The 18011-nt window shown below is 68.8% G+C and carries 22 protein-coding genes; 6 read left to right on the top strand and 16 right to left on the bottom strand.

Annotated elements, in window-relative coordinates; all coding sequences use genetic code 11:
* Positions 1 to 638: 638 nt before the first annotated feature.
* The 4 genes from ACIBKY_RS41910 to ACIBKY_RS41895 form a co-directional block, all read right to left on the bottom strand.
* A complete protein-coding gene (locus tag ACIBKY_RS41910) occupies positions 639 to 1373 on the bottom strand; it encodes a hypothetical protein (RefSeq protein ID WP_397106000.1) in 735 nt (244 codons plus the stop codon).
* Positions 1374 to 1649: 276 nt separating this feature from the next.
* Positions 1650 to 2192: a hypothetical protein gene (locus tag ACIBKY_RS41905; RefSeq protein WP_397105999.1), complete on the bottom strand. Its 543-nt coding sequence runs from the start codon at positions 2190 to 2192 to the stop codon at positions 1650 to 1652.
* A 353-nt stretch (positions 2193 to 2545) separates the two neighbouring features.
* Complete coding sequence (locus ACIBKY_RS41900; RefSeq protein WP_397105997.1) at positions 2546 to 3196, bottom strand: dihydrofolate reductase family protein; 651 nt, start codon at positions 3194 to 3196, stop codon at positions 2546 to 2548.
* Positions 3197 to 3271: 75 nt separating this feature from the next.
* Complete coding sequence (locus tag ACIBKY_RS41895) at positions 3272 to 4597, bottom strand: serine aminopeptidase domain-containing protein (protein ID WP_397105995.1); 1326 nt, start codon at positions 4595 to 4597, stop codon at positions 3272 to 3274.
* A gap of 43 nt (positions 4598 to 4640) precedes the next feature.
* Between ACIBKY_RS41895 and ACIBKY_RS41890 the strand changes: the two genes are divergently transcribed.
* Entirely contained in the window at positions 4641 to 5225 is a 585-nt protein-coding gene (locus ACIBKY_RS41890) for a helix-turn-helix domain-containing protein (protein WP_397105994.1), read from the top strand.
* Between the two features lie 252 nt (positions 5226 to 5477).
* Here the strand turns inward: ACIBKY_RS41890 and ACIBKY_RS41885 are convergent, their stop codons facing one another.
* From ACIBKY_RS41885 to ACIBKY_RS41850, 8 genes are all read right to left on the bottom strand, one after another.
* Positions 5478 to 6197 (bottom strand): choice-of-anchor P family protein, encoded by a 720-nt coding sequence (locus ACIBKY_RS41885; RefSeq protein ID WP_397105992.1) that lies wholly within the window; start codon positions 6195 to 6197, stop codon positions 5478 to 5480.
* Positions 6190 to 6903: a L,D-transpeptidase gene (locus tag ACIBKY_RS41880; RefSeq protein WP_397105990.1), complete on the bottom strand. Its 714-nt coding sequence runs from the start codon at positions 6901 to 6903 to the stop codon at positions 6190 to 6192. The genes ACIBKY_RS41885 and ACIBKY_RS41880 overlap by 8 nt, the downstream gene beginning before the upstream one ends.
* Before the next feature lie 211 nt (positions 6904 to 7114).
* Positions 7115 to 7465 carry a VOC family protein gene (locus tag ACIBKY_RS41875; protein ID WP_397105988.1) on the bottom strand — a complete coding sequence of 117 codons (351 nt, stop codon included), beginning with the start codon at positions 7463 to 7465 and terminating at the stop codon, positions 7115 to 7117.
* Between the two features lie 51 nt (positions 7466 to 7516).
* The gene (locus tag ACIBKY_RS41870; protein WP_397105986.1) at positions 7517 to 8509 is read right to left on the bottom strand and encodes a zinc-binding dehydrogenase; all 993 of its coding nucleotides are present in this window, start codon (positions 8507 to 8509) and stop codon (positions 7517 to 7519) included.
* A gap of 149 nt (positions 8510 to 8658) precedes the next feature.
* Entirely contained in the window at positions 8659 to 9252 is a 594-nt protein-coding gene (locus tag ACIBKY_RS41865) for a TetR/AcrR family transcriptional regulator (protein WP_397105985.1), read from the bottom strand.
* A 77-nt stretch (positions 9253 to 9329) separates the two neighbouring features.
* Positions 9330 to 9752: a hypothetical protein gene (locus ACIBKY_RS41860; protein WP_397105983.1), complete on the bottom strand. Its 423-nt coding sequence runs from the start codon at positions 9750 to 9752 to the stop codon at positions 9330 to 9332.
* Positions 9753 to 9838: 86 nt separating this feature from the next.
* Entirely contained in the window at positions 9839 to 10303 is a 465-nt protein-coding gene (locus ACIBKY_RS41855; protein WP_397105981.1) for a VOC family protein, read from the bottom strand.
* 35 nt (positions 10304 to 10338) lie between these two features.
* A complete protein-coding gene (locus tag ACIBKY_RS41850; RefSeq protein ID WP_397105979.1) occupies positions 10339 to 10737 on the bottom strand; it encodes a helix-turn-helix domain-containing protein in 399 nt (132 codons plus the stop codon).
* 32 nt (positions 10738 to 10769) lie between these two features.
* On the opposite strand from ACIBKY_RS41850, the gene ACIBKY_RS41845 reads away from it, so the two are divergent.
* Positions 10770 to 11111, top strand: coding sequence for an alpha/beta fold hydrolase (locus ACIBKY_RS41845; protein WP_397106012.1), 342 nt, complete (start codon positions 10770 to 10772; stop codon positions 11109 to 11111).
* Positions 11112 to 11132: 21 nt separating this feature from the next.
* Here ACIBKY_RS41845 and ACIBKY_RS41840 read toward each other — a convergent pair whose 3' ends face one another.
* The 3 genes from ACIBKY_RS41840 to ACIBKY_RS41830 form a co-directional block, all read right to left on the bottom strand.
* Complete coding sequence (locus ACIBKY_RS41840; protein WP_397105977.1) at positions 11133 to 11942, bottom strand: alpha/beta fold hydrolase; 810 nt, start codon at positions 11940 to 11942, stop codon at positions 11133 to 11135.
* Positions 11943 to 12003: 61 nt separating this feature from the next.
* Positions 12004 to 12666: a TetR/AcrR family transcriptional regulator gene (locus tag ACIBKY_RS41835; RefSeq protein ID WP_397105975.1), complete on the bottom strand. Its 663-nt coding sequence runs from the start codon at positions 12664 to 12666 to the stop codon at positions 12004 to 12006.
* A 53-nt stretch (positions 12667 to 12719) separates the two neighbouring features.
* A complete protein-coding gene (locus ACIBKY_RS41830; RefSeq protein WP_397105973.1) occupies positions 12720 to 13145 on the bottom strand; it encodes a DUF6326 family protein in 426 nt (141 codons plus the stop codon).
* 172 nt (positions 13146 to 13317) lie between these two features.
* On the opposite strand from ACIBKY_RS41830, the gene ACIBKY_RS41825 reads away from it, so the two are divergent.
* Both ACIBKY_RS41825 and ACIBKY_RS41820 read left to right on the top strand, forming a co-directional pair.
* Positions 13318 to 14463, top strand: a complete 1146-nt coding sequence (locus ACIBKY_RS41825; protein ID WP_397105971.1) for a sensor histidine kinase — start codon at positions 13318 to 13320, stop codon at positions 14461 to 14463.
* Positions 14460 to 15113: a response regulator gene (locus tag ACIBKY_RS41820; RefSeq protein WP_397105969.1), complete on the top strand. Its 654-nt coding sequence runs from the start codon at positions 14460 to 14462 to the stop codon at positions 15111 to 15113. The genes ACIBKY_RS41825 and ACIBKY_RS41820 overlap by 4 nt, the downstream gene beginning before the upstream one ends.
* Positions 15114 to 15304: 191 nt before the next feature.
* On the opposite strand, the gene ACIBKY_RS41815 is transcribed toward ACIBKY_RS41820, so the two are convergent.
* Entirely contained in the window at positions 15305 to 15781 is a 477-nt protein-coding gene (locus tag ACIBKY_RS41815) for a MarR family winged helix-turn-helix transcriptional regulator (protein ID WP_397105967.1), read from the bottom strand.
* 139 nt (positions 15782 to 15920) lie between these two features.
* On the opposite strand from ACIBKY_RS41815, the gene ACIBKY_RS41810 reads away from it, so the two are divergent.
* Positions 15921 to 17282 carry an MFS transporter gene (locus ACIBKY_RS41810; protein WP_397105965.1) on the top strand — a complete coding sequence of 454 codons (1362 nt, stop codon included), beginning with the start codon at positions 15921 to 15923 and terminating at the stop codon, positions 17280 to 17282.
* An 11-nt stretch (positions 17283 to 17293) separates the two neighbouring features.
* Entirely contained in the window at positions 17294 to 17941 is a 648-nt protein-coding gene (locus tag ACIBKY_RS41805) for a nitroreductase family protein (RefSeq protein ID WP_397105963.1), read from the top strand.
* Positions 17942 to 18011 lie beyond the last annotated feature (70 nt).

The following is an 18011-nucleotide window of genomic DNA, read 5'->3' as shown; positions in this document are numbered from 1 at the left end:
TGCGCTGCTGCCCGCATCGAGCTACCGCGATCGTGCAGGCCATCCTCGTACTTCAGACTGCTGAAGATGGCCGCTGATCAAGATGGAAAAGGCTCCCTGTCAGTAGAAGGCACGGCCAACGCTCCACCGCACAATTCTGCAAATCCAATTACAGCAGAGCCCATGCCGTACGCAAGCTGCTCGCGTGCGCGCGGCACAGTCCTCATATCGGCTGGTCAGCCCCTATTTGAGGATCCAGGAGTCTGGCCGGAGCCGCAGCTCACGTACACCGACCCGTCGCCGGACTGCGCAGGCGAGGTGTAGTGGTAGAGGTTCCCCGCGCTGGTCTTGCACTGCAGCCGCAGGTACCAGGTGCCCTTTGGCGGCGGTCGTTCTCGTCCACGGGGTTGGGACCCGGGTCGGCGGACGACGCCTACACCGGGAAGAAATTCCTGTTCGTGCGCACTGTTCGCCGAGATCCGTGCTCGCCCTACCGAGTACCGGCCAAGGTTCGGAGCCATTCTCCGTGGCGATGATCGTCGCAGCCCGCCTTACGTCGAAACGACGCTGCAGGTCAGGACTTTCTCTGTCGACGTCAAAAGTCCAGGCCGGGCTCCAACCGCGAGTTTCCATCTCGTCGAATCCCTGCGACTTTTTCGCTACTGCGCGATTTCGTCATAGAGCGGCAGCCATGGCTCATGCCCGTAGAAGGCGCGAATCGCCCCTTCGATGAGTGCTGGAGAATAGGATCTCGGGTGTTTCAGGAGGCGCGCCTCATTTGGTGAGAGCCGTTGACCGATATTTCCATACACGTCTTGCAAATAGTAATCACCTTGCAAGCCAACCGGTACTTTGTATACAGGTATTATTATATTCGGAGAAACCGAGCGGCTCCCTACGATTCTCCAGGTACCGGTCTCGATCGCTGAATCCATCGTCTCGGCCAAAAATATCGGAATATCGAGATCGAGCTCGGCGACGTCGACAGCTTCGCGCATTCCGTGTGGCGAATCGAAAACGCCTAGTATGATGTTTCCTTGTAGCGTCTTCACGACCTGGCCGGTCGCCGCTCTATCGTGAATTATTGGAATCTGAAGCAGATCCCCCTCGCGGTATTTGATCAACATACGTCGCCACCCCGCCGCCTTATATTTCGGGTCGCTCATTTGGTAGCGCTTGTTTGTGAGAACACTACCAGGTATCGGCTCCTTGCCGCCGCCAGCGTGAATCCAATTGCCCGGCTCGGCGATGCCCACATATTCCTCGCCCGTGTTGAGATTAGTGCGTAGATAGACAACTCCCCGAGGTGTGGCCTGTCCAGTTTCCGGGTCTGTGGCCAGGACCTTCTCGCCGGCCTCTACTTGCTCGATCGGCTTGGCACTACCGTCGGCCATGAGGACCTGGGTGCCTTTGGATCGCCGGGGCCGAGGAATCCAGCGACATCCAGCGGGCCGCTACCCGTGAGTAGGGGCCCGCTGGCCTGTGGTGTCACGCTCTGCTTCAGATCATGGTTTCGACGTCGGCCTACCTACGTGAACCTCGGACCGGAACCGTAGGAACGGGAGGCGCATTGCCCCGACCTGCGCCGATGTGTGGTTCACCGCTCACCCGGCTGCAAGCGCCGGCTGATGGCTGGCGGTTCGTGTTTTTGATCTTCAATGCCTGCTCCTTCAGGCTTGCTGTTCGCAGGAGTTCTCCGCCTCGGCGTCGCAAAGGTCGGTGCCTGGGCCGCCGAAGACCTGGTCGAAGCCTCCGCTGTCGCCGATGAGGATGTCGCTGCCGCCGTTGCCGTCGATGAGGTCGTTGCCCTCGTCGCCGTTGACGAAGTCCCGGGCGCTGCCGCCGGAGTACTGATCGCCCTCCGGGCCGAGGAAGGCCCGGGTGGGCAGCGCCGTGTTGTTGCGGACGACGTCGGCGCCGCCCTGCGTCTGCACCTGGATCTTGTTGATCCCGGCGCTGGGGCAGCGGACGGTGCGGCTGTCGAGCCGCTGGCAGTTGAAGCTGGGCGTGTTCATGGTGTCCTGGAAGTTCCGGACGACCAGGAATCCCCCTTCGAGGCTGATGTTGATCTCGTCGCCGACGTTCCCCGAATTGATCGTGAGCTGGCCGCCGACGCCGCTCACGCTGGTGGCCGCCATCGCCGGGCTGGCGAACACGGCCATCAGGGGAAGGGCGAGCAGAGCCCCCGTGGTGAGTGCGCGCTTGAGTCTCATGGTTCTCCTTGATGAGTGATCGGCCCCCTGTCCGCAGGGAAGTACATCCCGATCACGCCGGAGATTGTGCGTCCAAAGACGCGCTGGGAGACGGCCCTTTTTCCTGACCCCGATGTGTCGGGCGCCCCGGAGCCGCTGCGGGGCCTGGTGGCGCGGGCACTGGACGAGGATCCCGCGCGCCGGCCCGACGCGGGCGGGAGTTGATCGGCGGCAGCGGCCTGGAGCCGGGCAGCCGGGTGGCAGGCCGCCCAATCAGCGCCGAACCGGGCTGCCGACGAGGCCCCGGATCGACCGACAGTACCGCGGCGCCCTGAAGAACCTCTGGGGGGCACTACTCCGAATGGGCCCTCATGTCACTTTCGCCAGAACAGGTGATGTGTCACGCCGCTCGGGCTAGGCACGATCTCCAGGTGAAACCGGTCGAGCAGCTCATCGGGGGACTCCCAGAGCCGTATTCCGGACCCGAGCTTCACCGGCGAGACCGCCACATGCATGGTGTCGACGAGGTCGGCGTCGAGGAACTGCCTAATGGTGGTAACCCCGCCCCCGAGCCGGACGTCCTTGCCCTGCGCCGCCTCCCGCGCCTGCTCCAGGACCGTGGCCGGGTCACCGTCGACAAAGTGGAACGTGGTGTCCGACAGCGTGAACGACGGGCGCTCGTGGTGGGTCATCACGAACACAGGAGTGCGGAACGGAGGCTCGTCGCCCCACCAGCCGCGCCACTCATGGTCCTTCCACGGTCCGCGCTGGGGTCCGAACTTGTTGCGGCCCATGATCTCGGCACCGATGTCGCGTGCGTAGTCCCGCGTGAAGTAGTCGTCGAGGCCCCGGCTCCCTCCCGGGTCGGTGCGCATAGGCCAGCTCGCCGTGGCGCCGGCCCAGGCGAACAGTCGTTCGGCATTGGCGCGGCCAAACGGGTTCTCGAGGCTCTGATCCTCATCGGCACCGGCGCCGATCCCCTCACTTGAGACGTTGAAGTTCTGGACTCTCAGTAGCTGAGCCACGTGTTCCTCCTGTGTTGCCGAACTCATCGCTACGTCCGTGACCGGCCGAGCATCCGAGTGCAGCCGGTGAGATGGTCAGCGTTTGAAGCTGGAGGCGAGCCGGGCGATCGCCGATTGACGCGGGGCCAGCCAGTCGGCGATGTCGGTGACCACGGCCGCGTCCATGTGCTGGGGCTTGCCGTAGTCCGCGGGCGTGGACGGGCCTGAGCCGGGGAAGAACAGGTGGTCGTCGGCGTCGTAGACGCGGATGGTGACGTCCGCCCGGTGGCCGAGTCCTGCCCGCCAGCCCGCGAGGTCGTCTGCGACGGTCACCTGATAGTCGCGTCCGCCCTGCAGGATGAGCATCGGCTTGTCCAGCGCTGCCGCCGTCGCGACCGGGTCATAATCTCGCAGATCAAGCCAGTACGTCCCGGAGTAGCCGAACGGCAGCTCCGTCGCGGGTGTCTCGGCCGACAGCCGAGGGCTGTCGACTAGTGCGGCCTGCCGCGTGATCGCCTCGACTGCGGCCCGCGCACCGGGATCGAGCGAGGCGAGGTGGCGGACGACACGGACGGCGGCCCGATGCATGGGCTGGGTGTCAGCGGCCAGGAGCACCAGCCCGGCCACCGACGGCTCGGCGGCGGCGACCCTCGGGGCCACCTTGCCGCCCATGCTGTGCCCCGCGACGTACACACGTGCGGCATCGACGTCCGGATGGCGCTGGAGCATGTGGATGGCCGCGACGGCGTGCGGGACGTACTCCTCGCCCATCGTGAACGCCGGGTCGGCCGCCACCTCGGCGGCGTGGGCGTGGGTCACCTTGTCGAAGCGCAGCACGGCCACACCGCGCCCGGCCAGCCCCCAGGCCAGATCTTTGAGGGGCTTGTTGGGGCCGCTGGTGGCGTCCCGGTCGAATGGCCCGCCGCCGCTGAGCAGCACCACCGCGGGCCACGGCCCGTCTCCGCGCGGCACACTCAACGTGCCGGGTACGGCCAGCGGACCGGAACCCACGGTGACCTCGTGCTCGTCGAACCTCTTACGGCGGGCGTACGCGGGCGGCGTCCACGGCTCGGTGAGCTCGGGTGCCAGTTGCAGGCCCTGCAGCAGTCCGGTCTCGTCGACCGACATGACCACCGTCAGCCCGCCACGTTCGCAGGTCACCGGGACGCTCACCTTGACCAGCCCGGCCTTCCCCGATGCGGTCACCCAGCTCTCGGGGGCCGACTCGCTGATCGGCGTCGCGACCGCGGAGATCGCCCCCATCGTGGAGAGCTGGCTCTCCCAGGCGGCTTGCAGCGTCTCAGCGGAGACCACCGCCCGCAACGGCGGGGCGAACAATTCCTCAATATCCGCAAAGCGCCCACCCTGTGCCATCTCAACGACCGCCGCGGCGATCGTCACCGGATCCGTTCCTCTGGTCATTCCAACACCATCCCTTCTACTGTTTTGCGAACGGTAGCACAGCATGAGATCGTTGTATGTGGACACTTTGGAGCTTCTGGCGCATCCGGTACGGCTGCGGATCGTGCATGCGATGCGCGGAGAGCGGGAACTCACCACCGGACAGCTGTGCGCTCGCATACCCGACACCTCGAAGGCCATGGTCTATCGGCACGTCGACCTGCTGGCGGCCAGTGGGATCCTGGAGGTGGCGGGTGAGAGACGGGTGCGGGGTGCGGTGGAACGCCGCTACCGGCTCCGCCACGACCGGGCCGCCATCTACGCCGACGCGTTCGCGGCCATGACGCCCGACGACCACCGGCGCGCCTTCGCCACCGCGATGGCCGTCCTGGTCGCCGAATTCAACGCCTACCTCGACCACGAGGATGTCGACCCGGTGGCGGACCTCGTCGGCTACCGGCAGCATGCCATCTGGCTCACCCGTGGCGAACGGGAAGAGATGATCAGCCAGCTCCGTCGCGTGATCCTGCCCATGTTGACCAACCAGCCAACGCCGGACCGCACACAGCACCTGCTCAGCCCGATCCTCTTCCCGATCGAACAGCCACCCACCGGCTCCGAATCGGACCCGGATGACTCAGGTACGTGACAGTGATCTGCTACCGCGTACCCGGGCGGCATACAGGGTGCCCAGCAGGGCGATGCCGAGTGCGCCGCCGATGGTGCGCAGCAGCGTGAGGGTGCCGCTGGCCGCGCCCGTGTCGCGCGGGTCGGCGTCGAGCGTGAGGGCGGCGCCGAGTACCCGGCGGAAACAATCAAGTGCCGACCGGCGCCGCGGCCCACCACCCTGGACTCGACGGTGAGCCAGGGTGGTGGGGTCCGGACGGACGTGGTGCGATGTTCAGCCCGCGACCGGGAGCTTGCTGTTCGACGGCATCGGCGGCGCGGCCTCCTGGAGCGGTGCGCCCTCCTGCAGCGGTCCGCGGTCGTCGACGGCGACCGGCACCGGTGCCGTCTGGCCGGACGGCGCCTGTGCCGTCCGGCCCGCGCCGGCGCAGGTGGCGGAGGCCAGGTCGATCGACTCGTACTTGCCGTCACCCACCGGCACGGCGATCGCGACGCCGGTCACGGTCATCCCGCCGTCGGCGTTGCGCTGCTGCTTGTTCAGCGTGACGCTCGCGGTGCCGACCCCCTTCATCTCCACCGGGATGGTCGTGTTCGGCGCGGGCGCCGACTCGATCGGCTTGCCGTCGACGACGGCGCTCGCCATCCTCGCGGTTGCCGACCCGCCCACACAACGCACCTGTACGGCGTCGGCCGTCAGCTTGGAGGCCAGCGCGTCCACGCCGACGGCCCGGGAGCCGGCCCGGTCGCCCTGCGCGTCCACCTCCAGCGCCTTGGCGTTGACCAGCTTGTTCGCCGGGTGCTCCGTCACGCTCTTGCGCGCCGGACGGGCTCCATCGGCCTGTACGGCCGGCATCGGCGCGATCCCCAGCGCATCCGCGGCCGCCAGCCCGAAGGCGCTGGATCCGCCGGGATCGGTCGTGGCCTGCGACGCCGGCGCCAGAACCGCCAGCGCCAGCGCCGCGGTCGAAATGACGAATGCAGACTTCCTACGCATCAATTCCCCCTGAGTGGATGAGGACGAGGGTGCCGAGCGGCACCCTCGACAGTGCTCGAAGTGCCTCGTCCGGCACCCGGACGCATCCATGGCTGACCGCCTGGCCGTAGACGGATGGGTCGGGCCAGCCGTGCAGCGCCACCGTGCCCGGGCCACCGCCGTAACTGTCCAAGGTGTCTGAATGAGCGCCGGTCGGCAGCACGAGCGAGCCGTTCTCCCGCAACGACCCGAGCAGGAACGTGCGTCCCACAGGTGTCGGCGTCTCCGCCGCGCCGACGGCGACCCGCCAGCTCCCGATCGGGCGCCCGTACCGGAGCAGCGTGAGCCGACGCTCCCGCACGTCGACTCCCACCAGGTAAGTGGTACGGGCCAGCCGCACGCGCCCGCCGGTGGCGATCCACCCCGTCGACCCGTTGGGCCGGGCCGGCAGCAGCACCCGCGCCCACCCCGGAACCCGTTCCACCACCGGCACCCACGTCGGATTGCCGAGCTGGCGGGCCGCGAGCCTCGCGACCGGGCGACCGCCGGGCCGGTCACGGACGATGGCGGACACGATCGGGTGCAGCAGCGTGCCGTCGTTGACGGCGAACGGCTCGGGATCGGCGGGCAGCGCCGCGTTGGTGGCATGGGTGGTCACGAACGGCAGGCGCGCGGCCCCCGCACGGGAAGCTCCCGCGGACAGGAGCAGCACCGACGCCAGGACCATCCCGGCAGGTCGAACCCATGGACGAGGCACCCGCTGGACGCTAGCGACCACGACGCGCGACCTCTGCCGAGATGGCGGATTGCAGTCCCGAGATTTACCGACAGGGGCCGGCTCGGACTTCCGCGCACCGGGCCCGGGAACCGGCTATGGACGGCAAGGTTGCCGGCCTCTCACGGCACCAAAGCCTGGCAAAGGCCTACAACGTCCATGGCTAGCTCAGTTCCTGGACCAATGTGACCAGGTTGCCGTCGGGGTCGTGCAGGTGGCAGAAGGCCACGAGGCTGGAGACGGATTCGATCGGGCTGGGAGTGAACCCGTTCTCGATCAGGCTCGCGCGCTCACGTTCCACGTCCTCGACCACGAGCCGGAGACCCCAGCCCGTCCCGGCCGGTACGGCTTGGACGCGGTCGAGTTCGAAGCCGTTGTCTCCGGAGACCTCGAAGACGACCATGTCGGGGGCCGACTCCGCGTCGCCCTTCAAGCCGGTGAGCCGCTCGTACCAGTGCTGTGAGGCGGCCAGATCGACGGCCGGGATGCCAGCGTAGATACCGTTCAGTTTCATTCTCGTGCTCCTATGGTTGATCTCGTGAGCCGGCTCCCGGCGCTGCTGACTTCACAGCCGGACCAGGGTCGTCCCCCGGTGTCTGCCGTTCAGCTGGCCGATGAGGGCGCCGGGTACCGCGGCCAGGCCGCCCTCGATCACGGTGTGGGGGAAGACGAAGCGGCCCTCGCGTACCCACCGGCTGTAGTGCTCGATCCAGGTGGGATCGCTGTCGTAGGGGGTGGTGAACCCGCGGATCGTGACGTCGCGCAGGACGGCGGGTTCCAGGTCGAGGGTGGGGTTGCGGCCCGACAGCGAGCCGCAGAGCACGAAGCGGGCGTTCGGTGCGGCCAGTGCCAGCGCGGCCTCGAACTGTTCTCCGGCGACGTTGTCGAAGAAGACGTCGATGCCGTCCGGTGCCAGTTCGGCCAGCCGGGCGGCGACCGGTCCGTCGTGGTAGTCGAAGGCGGCGTCGAAGCCCAGTTCGTCGGTGAGGTAGCCGATCTTCTCCTTGCTGCCCGTGCTGCCGATCACCCGCTTGGCGCCGCGGCATCGGGCGAACTGGCCGGCCACCGCGCCGACGCCGGTGGTGGCTCCGGACACGAACACGGTGTCGCCGGGTCCCACCGCGGCGAGCGTCACCATGCCGCGCCAGGCGGTGCCGCCCTGGATGAGGTGGTATTCCGGGCCGGGCAGCAGGCCGGGGTCGAGTGGGGTGAACGACTCGTCGGCCTCGCCGGCCAGGACGTGGTCGCGGAAGCCGTACATGTGCTGGACCAGGTCGCCGGCGGAAAAGCGTGCGCTGCGGGAGGCCACGACGGTGCCGACCGCGGGCGCCCAGGGCGGGCGGCCCAGTTCGTAGGCGGCCATCGGCAGGTCGGGGTGGGGCTCGGCGTCCATCAGCTCCCGCATCACGACCGACAGCAGCATCCAGTCGTTGCGCACCAGGAACTCGCCCTCGCCGGGCGGGCCGATCTCGGTGCGGGCGAGTTCGAAGTGCTCCTCGCGCAGTTCGGCGTCCGGGCGCGCGGTCAGCCGCAGCTCCGTCGCGTGGGTGATCGTCATGCGCTCACCGTAGGAAGGAACGCGGCGCAGACATTGATCTCGATCATGATGTCCTCTCCGATGTGGATGTGATGGAGCTCCCGAACCGGCCGGCACGGCGCCGTCCCGGATGCTGAACCGTTGTTCAAAAACGAGCCATGGGAAACGCCTCAGCCGAACAGCCGGTCCAACTGCCGTTCGACCAGACGCTCGGCCATGGCCGGCGGGAGCCCGATGGGATCGGCGCAACCGTGCACCGCGAGCCCGTCGACCAGGGCCCACAACAGCGCCGCCTCCTCGCCGGGATCCCGCTCGCCCCGGACCTCTCCCTCGGCCATCGCCTGCGCGATGGCCGCCGCGAGGTCCGCCCGTGCGGTGGCATGGAGCGCCACCTGCACCCGCCGCAGCGCGGGATTGCCCATCGCCCTGCCGCAGAAAACCTGATAAATCCTGATCTCCGCGATGCGCTCATCGTCCAGCGGAAGCAACTCCAGCAGGCATCGGCGCAGGCGTTCCCTGACCGGGCCACCCGCCTCCCACGCCGTCTTGATCCGCATCATCAGCCGGGCGCCGAGGAACTCGAAGGTCAGCAACAGCATCTCGTCCTTGGTGGGGAAGTAGCGCTGCACCAGCCCCACGGAGACCCCCGCCTCCGCGGCGACCTCGGCCACCGTGGGCCCTTCCATTCCCCGGGCCGCCATCACCCGCAGCGTGGCCTCCACCACCTGACGGCGGCGCTCCGCATGATCGGCGACTCTCGGCACAGCAGTAATCGTATGGGGATATTTTTATTTTGTCGAGTCTGGGCTCGGCAGACGACGCGATGGAGGATGCCGCCGGGTCAGGCAGGCCGGGGCTCTTCGTCGTCACCGCTGTCGCGAAGCGGTCGATCCCCGGCGAAGACGCTGACTCGGCTGGCCAGCGCAAAGATCGCCGCGAAGGCGGACCAAGCCGCCACGTACGCCACGGCGCCGGCCCACGACGGCCCCACGAAGCCGGTGACCATCTCGCGCCCCTCGAAGTAGATCACCAGCCCGGCCAAAGCCCCGGGGATGGCGCCCCACCATCGCCTCCACCAGAGCTCGTGGATCACCACCTCGTAGACCACGAGCGCTATCGGCCCCACGAGCAGCCATTTCATGCTGACAGGCGTCGCCAGCAGATGCGTGACCACCATGACCGCGATGGCAGACAGCGTGGTCAGTCCAACGATCACACCAAACGGGGCCGGGCGGTCACGTGGATCCGTCTCATGGTCCGTCATCCGTCCATTGTGGCAGGTGGCATACGACCGGCGCCGACCCCTGCCTTCCACCGCGAACCCGGGCCGCGCCGCCTCACCGCAGGTCACTACTGGCTGCCGCCCCGCCAGCGCGCGATGTCCTCCTCGGTGACCTCGACAGGCCCCGCGGCCGGCTGCGTGATCCGGATGTGGTTGCCGAACGGATCACGCAACGCGCAATCGATGCCGTACGGCTGCCGCGTCGGCTTCTCGGTGAACTCCACGCCCTTGGCGAGGAGGGTGTCGTAGGTCTGCCGGCAGTCGTCGGTGTTGAGGATCGCCGCGACACCGAGCGCGCCCTTCGTCACGAGGTCCCGTACCTGCGTGGCGACATCCTCACTGAGCCTCGGCGGCTTCGGCACCTCCAGCAGGATCTGCCGGTCCGGATCGGACGGAAGGGCGATGGTGAGCCAGCGCATGAATCCCATGTCGACGTCGGAGGACACCTGGAAACCCAGCTTCCCGACGTAGAAGTCGAGAGCTTCGTCCTGGTCCAGGACAAGGACAGAGTGAATGCTGATGTGGGTGAACATGCGCAGAACACTATGGCCGGCGAATGCGCGGAGCCTTATCCAAAACTACTTGGTCTGCTCCAGGCTTTGACGAAGCAACCGGGGACGTCGACGGGCCGCGTACGGGCCCGGTAGTCGGTCGGCGGCACGCCGACGATGGCACGGAACGTACGGCTGAACGTGCCCAGACTCTCGAAACCGACCTGGGTGGACACCTCGGTGACACTGACCGAAGTGGACCGGAGCAAGGCCATGGCGCGCTCGATACGGCGCCGCTGGAGATACCGGTGCGGAGTCTCGCCGAAGGTGGCGTGGAAGGACCGGGTGAAGTGCGTCGGCGACATCAGGGCGATCCGGGCAAGAGCGGGAACGTCGAGCGGGCCGGCGAACTCCCGGTCCATCGCGTCCCGGGCCCGAAGCAGCCGCCGGTTCTGATCCTCACTCGGACTGAACACGAAATCCATGGTAGACGCCGCGAAACGCCAGACTGCCCAGGAAACCGGCGCGGCCGTACCAGCTGAGCGGGAAGCTTCCGGACGTCCCCACGCTCGTGATCTCCGGAGACCTCGACAGCAACACCACCGACGAGAACGGCCGGCTGAACGCCGCGCGGTTCCCCCGCGCCCGGTTCCTGTCGATACCCAATACGGGGCACGTGCCCGAAGGCGACCCCACCGGCTGTGCGATCTCGATCGTGGTCGGCTTCATCCGCGACGAACGCCTCGGCGACACCTCCTGCCTCCGGCGCGTTCCGCCGATCAAGGTGAAGCCCGTCCGTTGGCCGTTCCGCCGGAACGGGGCGGGTGGCGGCCAGTCGCTCCTTGGCTGATGGCGAGTACCCGGTCGTCGCTCATCCGCTGAGCAGGAAGCCGGTCAGCACCGGCGCCAGCACCTGCGGCGCCGCGACGTGGGGCTGGCCCGGCATGACGTGATGACGCCCGTCCGGCATGGCGGCGGCGAGCTGGGCGCCGGTTTCGATCATCCAGGGAAAGCTGTCGCCGCCGCAGAGCAGGAGTGTCGGGACAGAGACGGCTTCGGCCTGCTCGGCCGGTGTGGCGCCGCCTCGGCTGCTCGCGCTGACCACGTCGAACGGGTCGTGCGGCAACGTGTGGGCGACGGCCTGCACCACGGGGTCGTTGCTCATCTGCTCGACCATCTGCTGCGGCATCCCGGTGGGTGCCAGGAACGCCGCGACGGCCTCGGCCCTGCGGTCCTGGGCGAGCAGGGCGCGGATGGTATCGGCCTGCTCCCTTCCGGCCCGTTCCTCGGCGGCCTGGCGCTCGCGCTGGTCTTGGCCGTCCTGGGCGGGGGTGAAGGGCGGCTCGTGCAGGATGAGCTTGGTGATGGGCAGTCCGGCTGCGGCCGCGTGCAAGGCCAGGGCGGCCCCGGAGGAGTGGCCGTAGACCGCGGCGCTGCCACCGGCTCCGTCGATGAGGGCGGCGAGATCGTCGATCTCCCGCCGGACGGTCCAGGCGCCGAGGTCGCCGCTGTCGCCGCGGCCGCGCCGGTCGTAGGCGATCGAGGGGAGCGCGGGCGCCAGTTGCCCGGCCAGCGCGCCGACCGCGGTGCGGTCGCACAGCGCCGCGGTGATCAGGATGAGTGGCGGGCCGTCGCCGCCGAAGCGCTGGTAGGCGATGACTGTGCCGTCTGCCGAGATCACCTTGGACATCATGATCCTCCGGTGTCGATGGGGTTGGGGGACACGCGTCGATGCGGCCGGCCTACGTCCTTGCCGGTGTCGCCTGCCTGCCGGGTCGGCTCACGCCGTAGGCGGACAGGAACACCCGGGTTCCCTCGTCGGCGTAGTGCTCGAGGTCGGCGGGGGTGAGGTGGTCGTCGCCCGCGTGGAACATGGCCTGGTTCAGCGGGATCGAAAGGATCAGCCAGTTGAAGTGCTGGGCCGCCAGCGCCGGGTCGTCCGCTCTCAGCAGGCCGCGTTCGGTCAATGCGGTGAACACCCTCGTCAGGGTGGCGTGGCCGCGTCCTGGGCCGTTGGCGTACCAGGTGCTCGCCAGGTCGGGGAAGCGTTCGGCCTCGCCGATGATGAGCCGGCGCAGGCGCATGATGTGCGGCTGGATGACGTTCGCGACGTGCCGGCGGGCGAAGGCGCGCAGGTCCGTGGCGAGGTCCTGACTGGTCGCCAGCGCCTCGACGCTGTCGTGCGAGCGGTGTTCCGCGGCCTCGATGTCCTCGGTGATCACCGCGATGAACAGCCCCTTCTTGTCGCCGAAGAGCCCGTAGACGGTCCGCTTGGAGGTGGAGGCGAGCGCGGCCACCTCGTCCACACTGGCCCCGGCGAAGCCGCCCGCGAGGAACACCGACCGGGCGGCGTCGATGATCGCCTGACGTTTGGCGGCCGACCTGAGCTCCGCCGGGCTGACCATGGGCATCTCCTCGACTCCACTTTCTGGTACGGTACCGTACCGTACCAGAGGAGTCAGTTTCTTGGCCACGTCCAGGCGACTCGGGCGATCGCCAGCATCAGCATGGACATGATGACGATCCCGACGATGTAGTAGATCCAGGTCTCGCCGACGATTGTCACCGCCGCCGTCACCACGTAGAACAGGCTCACGACGATGTTGGCAAGCCTGTTGACGCGGGCCTTGGCGACAAGGGAGACGACGACCATCAGCGCCGGAACCACGACATAGCAGGTCGTGAGCAGGAGGAACATCTGGTCGATGGTGAAGCCGGTGCTCGACACCCTGCCGGTGAGTACGCCGTCGATCACGTCCTTGCGGAAGAAGCCGAAGATGTCGACGTACGCGAACACGAAGAGCGTGGCGACCCAGAGGCCGCAGAGCACGACCTTGACGTCGGTCTTGGTGTCGGTGAGGTCGCTCGTCCGATCCCTGCTCATGGGTGGTACCCCTCCCGGTGGCCCGATGGCGCTGAACGGCCTCCAGTCTGGGCCGGACCGGCGGCCCGGCGCCCGAGCCGTACGGACAAGGCTCTCCCTGGCCGAAAGGCCAGGTTGGCGGCTGGTCTTACGGCCGGTCCGTCACGACCGCCCGAACGCTACTGTGGCTGTCGTGCCGAATGCAGCGACGTCGTTGTGGGACGCGGTACGGCACGCGCCACCGTATGGCCGACGCGACTGGGCACTCGCCGCGATCGTCATGGCCGGGGTCGTGCTCGAAGGGGTGCTCCGCCAGGACCTGGCCTGGCGACCGGTCGCCGTCGTCTTCGGATGCGGTCTCGCGTTCGCCACCCTGGTCCGGCGGGCCCATCCGCTGGCGGCGGTGGCGTTCGCGTTCGGAGGGTTCGCGACCCTGGACGTGGCCGCGCTCGTCGCGGGCGCCGAACCCGTGGCGTTGTACAGCGGCTGGACCGTTCTGGTGCTCGTCTACTCGCTCTTGCGTTGGCGTGGCGACCGCGACGCGGTCATCGGGCTCGCGGTCGTGGCCCTCGCGATCACGGTCATCGTCGGCATCGACTTTCCCGGGATCGCCGAGACGATCGCCGGGGCCGCGTTGGTGCTTCTCGCCGCGGCGCTCGGCGTGTCCAGCCGCTACCGGGCGACCGTACGCGAGCAGCGGATCGAACAGGCGAAACTGCAGGAGCGGGAGGAACTGGCCCGGGAACTGCACGACACCGTCGCCCATCACGTCTCCGCGATCGCGATCCAGGCTCAGGCGGGGCTGTTCCTCGCCCGATCGTCATCGCTCAGCGGGGCGACCGAGGCCCTGGAGATCATCAACCGCGAGGCGGCCCGGACACTCGCCGAGATGCGCACGATGGTCAGCGCGCTGCGCGACCGCAGGCGACAGCCGGCCACGGCCCCGCAGCGCCGGATCGCCGACATCGAACATCTCGTCACCGGCAGCACCGACGCGCTGCGCATCGGCGTGCGGCTGAGCGGCGACCTGACGAACCTGTCACCGGCCGTGGAAGGCGCCGTCTACCGCGTGACCCAGGAATCGATCACCAACGCCACCCGCCACGCACAGCAGGCGACCCGGGTCGAGGTCGAGGTGACCGGCGGCGCCACCGAGGTGCGGCTGACGGTCAGCGACGACGGTGCCCGCACCACGCCGGGTGCCGACCAGCCCGGCTTCGGACTGGTCGGCATGACCGAGCGCGTCACCCTGCTCGGTGGCACGCTCACGGCCGGACCGAATCCGGACCGCGGCTGGAGCGTCCGGGCCGTCCTTCCCCGAGGGGTCGCCGCGCCATGACCGTCCGCGTGCTCGTCGCCGACGACCAGGGCATCGTCCGGGCAGGACTGACCACGATCCTCAACAGCCAGCCTGGAGTCGAGGTGATCGGCCAGGCGGCCGACGGCCGCGAGGCCGTCGCGCTCGCCCACCGGCTGCGACCCGACGTGTGCCTTTTCGACATCCGCATGCCCATCCTGGACGGCATCGAAGCCACCCGCCTGGTCGCCGGGCCGGACGTGGACGATCCGATCGCCGTCGTCGTGATCACCACGTTCGACACCGACGAGCACATCTACGGAGCCCTCAGAGCGGGAGCCCGTGGCTTCCTCCTCAAGGGAACAGAACCGGATCAATTACTCCGGGCGATTCACGCCGCCGTGCACGGTGACGCGCTCATCGACCCGGCCATCACCGCCCGGCTGCTCGCCACCTTCGCCACCGGCGGCCCGCCCACCGCGCCGGCCCAGCCCATCGACGCGTTGACGGACCGGGAGGAGAACGTGCTCGGCCGGGTCGCGCGAGGCAGGACCAACGCCGAGATCGCCCGGGAACTGCACATCAGCATGAGTACGGTCAAGTTCCATCTCGCTGGTCTCATGACGAAACTCGGCGTCCGGAACCGGGTCGAACTCGCTATATGGGCTTACCAGACGAACCGTGTCCGGTGACGTCCGGCGTGTGCTGTGCGGGGACGAACTGATCCCGTTCTACAAGCGGCACCTGGCACAGAGCACCTGACCACGCGCTCGCCGGCGCGTTTTCCGGCTTCGCCAAGGCCCCCCGACGTTGTCGGCTCACGCCTCGGGCCGATCGGCGTACTGCTCGCCGAAGGCCCTCCTGCCGGGGATGAGGTGTTGGGTCAGCGAGGGCCGACGGCGCCGGCCCGCAGGAGTTTGGCGAGGATCGCGCTCAACTGGCCGCGCTCGCCTGGGGTGAGGGCCTGGAAGGTGTCCTCGAGGAAGTCCGGGATCAAGGCCTGTGCCTGGGTGAGCCGCCGGTGGCCTGAGTCGGTGATGGTGACGGCGTAGGAGCGCCGGTCGCGGGGGTTGCGTTCCCTGCGGACGTGGCCCGCCTCCTCCAGGCCGTCGCAGATGCCGACCATGACGCTGCGGTCGATCCGGAGTTCTTCGCTGAGCGTCTGCTGGGAGCAGGGGCCGACGGCGTCGAGCATCTGGAGGACGAGGTGCTGCCCGACTCCGAGCCCTTCCCCCGTGGCATGCGCGTCGGCGGCGCGGGCCACGGCGGCCGACGCCCGGCACAGCGCGATGTCGAGCCGCTCGGCGGCGAGCCGGGGAAAGTACGCCGTCCCGCGGTCCGTCGTTCTGGTCGTTGTCACGATCACTCTCCCTCGTGCGTTCGACCGTCAGCCTACCGCACATCCATCTCCAATCAGACTGTTTGACAGCAGATGATTTACCGGCATACGGTCCAAACCGTCTGTCTAACGATTGTTTGCACGCAGATGGAGAGTGTTCGTGATCCGAACCAATGGCCGCCGGCAGGTGGCCCTGGTATTGCTGTGCGCCGCGGTGTTCCTGGACTCGATGGACCTGTCGTTGATGGGCGTGGCCCTGCCCGCCATCGGGCGTGATCTGTCGCTGCCGGAAAGCACCCTGCAGTGGCTGATGTCCGGCTACGCCGTCGCCTACGGCGGCTTCCTCCTGCTCGGCGGACGCATCGCCGACCTGTTCGGCCGCCGCCGGGTGTTCCTGCTCTCGCTGGCGGTGTTCGCGGCGGCGAGCCTGGTGGGCGGGCTGCTGTCGGACGGATGGCCGCTGGTGGCCACCCGGGTGATCAAGGGGGTGGCGGCCGCGCTCACCGCCCCGGCGGCGCTGTCGCTCATCACCACCACCTTCGCCGAGGGGCCACAGCGCAACCGGGCGCTGGGGGTCTACTCACTGGCCGGGGCGACCGGATACACCGCCGGGCTGATCGCCTCCGGCCTGCTGACCGAGATCAGCTGGCGGCTGGTGTTCTTCCTGCCGGTCCCGATCGCCCTGCTGGTGCTGGCCGCGGCGCCGCTGGTGCTGCCACGTGGTGTCCGGCCGCCCGGCGCGCGTGAGGGGTTCGACGTCGCGGGCGCGGCCGCGGTCACCGGCGGCGTGTTGCTGCTGGTGTTCGCGCTGACCGAGAAGAGCTGGCCGGCCGGGGGCGTGGCCGTACTGCTGCTGGGTGCCTTCGTCGTCATCGAGCGCCGGCGGTCCGCGCCGCTCGTCCCGCTGGAGGTGTTCAGGTCCGGCACCGTGGGCGCCGCCAATCTCGCGGCGCTGGCCTGGGCCTGCGCGACGATCGGCTGGCAGTTCGTCGCCGTGCTGTACCTGCAGCAGGTACTCGGCTACACCGCGCTGGCCACCGGGCTGGGGATCGTCCCGATGGGCCTGGCCATCGTCATCGCCGCCAACCTGGCCGGCCGGCTGATCAGCCGGTACGGCCTGAGGTGGGTGGCCGCCGCCGGAATGCTGGTCCAGGGCGCGGGCATCCTGTTGTTCCTGCGGGCGGGGGCCACCGGCGACTACGTCACGATGCTGCTGCCCGCCCTGGTCGTGCACGGCATCGGCAACGGGCTTTCCTTCCCCAGCCTCAACATCGCCGCCGTCGCCGGCCTGCCCGACGAGCGGCAGGGGCTGGCCTCGGGACTGGTCACCTCCGCCGTCCAGATCGGCGCCGGAATCGGCGTGGCCGTACTGGCGTCGATGATGACGCTCGGCGACTCCGCGCTGGCCGGATACCGGATCGCCTTCCTGACGGCGGGCGGCTTCTCCCTGCTCGGCGCCCTCGTCGCCGCTGTCGGCCTGCGCTCCCGCCGCCCCGCGCCCGTTCCCGCACCCACCGCCTGAAGGAGCACATCATGACGCTGGATCTCACCCCGGACGAACTGCTGAGCACCACCCGGGCCGTGCGCAAGCGCCTCGACCTCACCCGCCCGGTGCCGCGCGAGCTGATCGAGGAGTGCGTGGACCTGGCCGTGCAGGCACCGACCGGCCGCAACCGGCAGCGCTGGCACTTCATGGTCGTGACCGAGCCCGAGCAGCGACGGGCCGTGGCCGACATCTTCCTGCGCGCCCTGCCGCTGGCCACCGGGCAGCCACTGACCGAACGCGACGTGCGGCGGATGAACTACCACGCCGGCTCCACCGAGCGGGTCTTCGACGGGCTGCGCCACCTGGCCGACAACATCCACCGCGTGCCCGCGTTCGTCATCCCCGGCGTCGAGGGGCGCACCGACCGCGCTCCGGTGGCCGTACAGGCGGGGGCCTGGGGGTCGATCCTTCCGGCGGTATGGAGTTTCATGCTGGCCGCCAGGGCGCGCGGCCTGGGCACCGTGTGGACCACCGCGCAGGGGCCGCTCGAACGCGAACTGGCCCAGGTGCTCGGCGTGCCGTACGAGAAGGTCATGCTGGCGGCGTTCATCCCGCTGGCCTTCACCCTCGGCACCGACTTCAAGCCCGCTCCCCGCATCCCACGCGAGGAGGTCCTGCACTGGGAACGGTGGTGAGCCCGGACTGAAGCGGCCATGGCGGCACCCTCCGATACGGCGATCGCCGCATGACATGGCGCCGGGGCCG

The organism is Nonomuraea sp. NPDC050394 (genome assembly GCF_044459065.1).
In the GTDB taxonomy this organism is placed as follows: Bacteria; Actinomycetota; Actinomycetes; order Streptosporangiales; family Streptosporangiaceae; genus Nonomuraea.
Note: the sequence above shows the minus strand (reverse complement) of the source record. Positions and strands in the feature narration are given on the sequence as shown.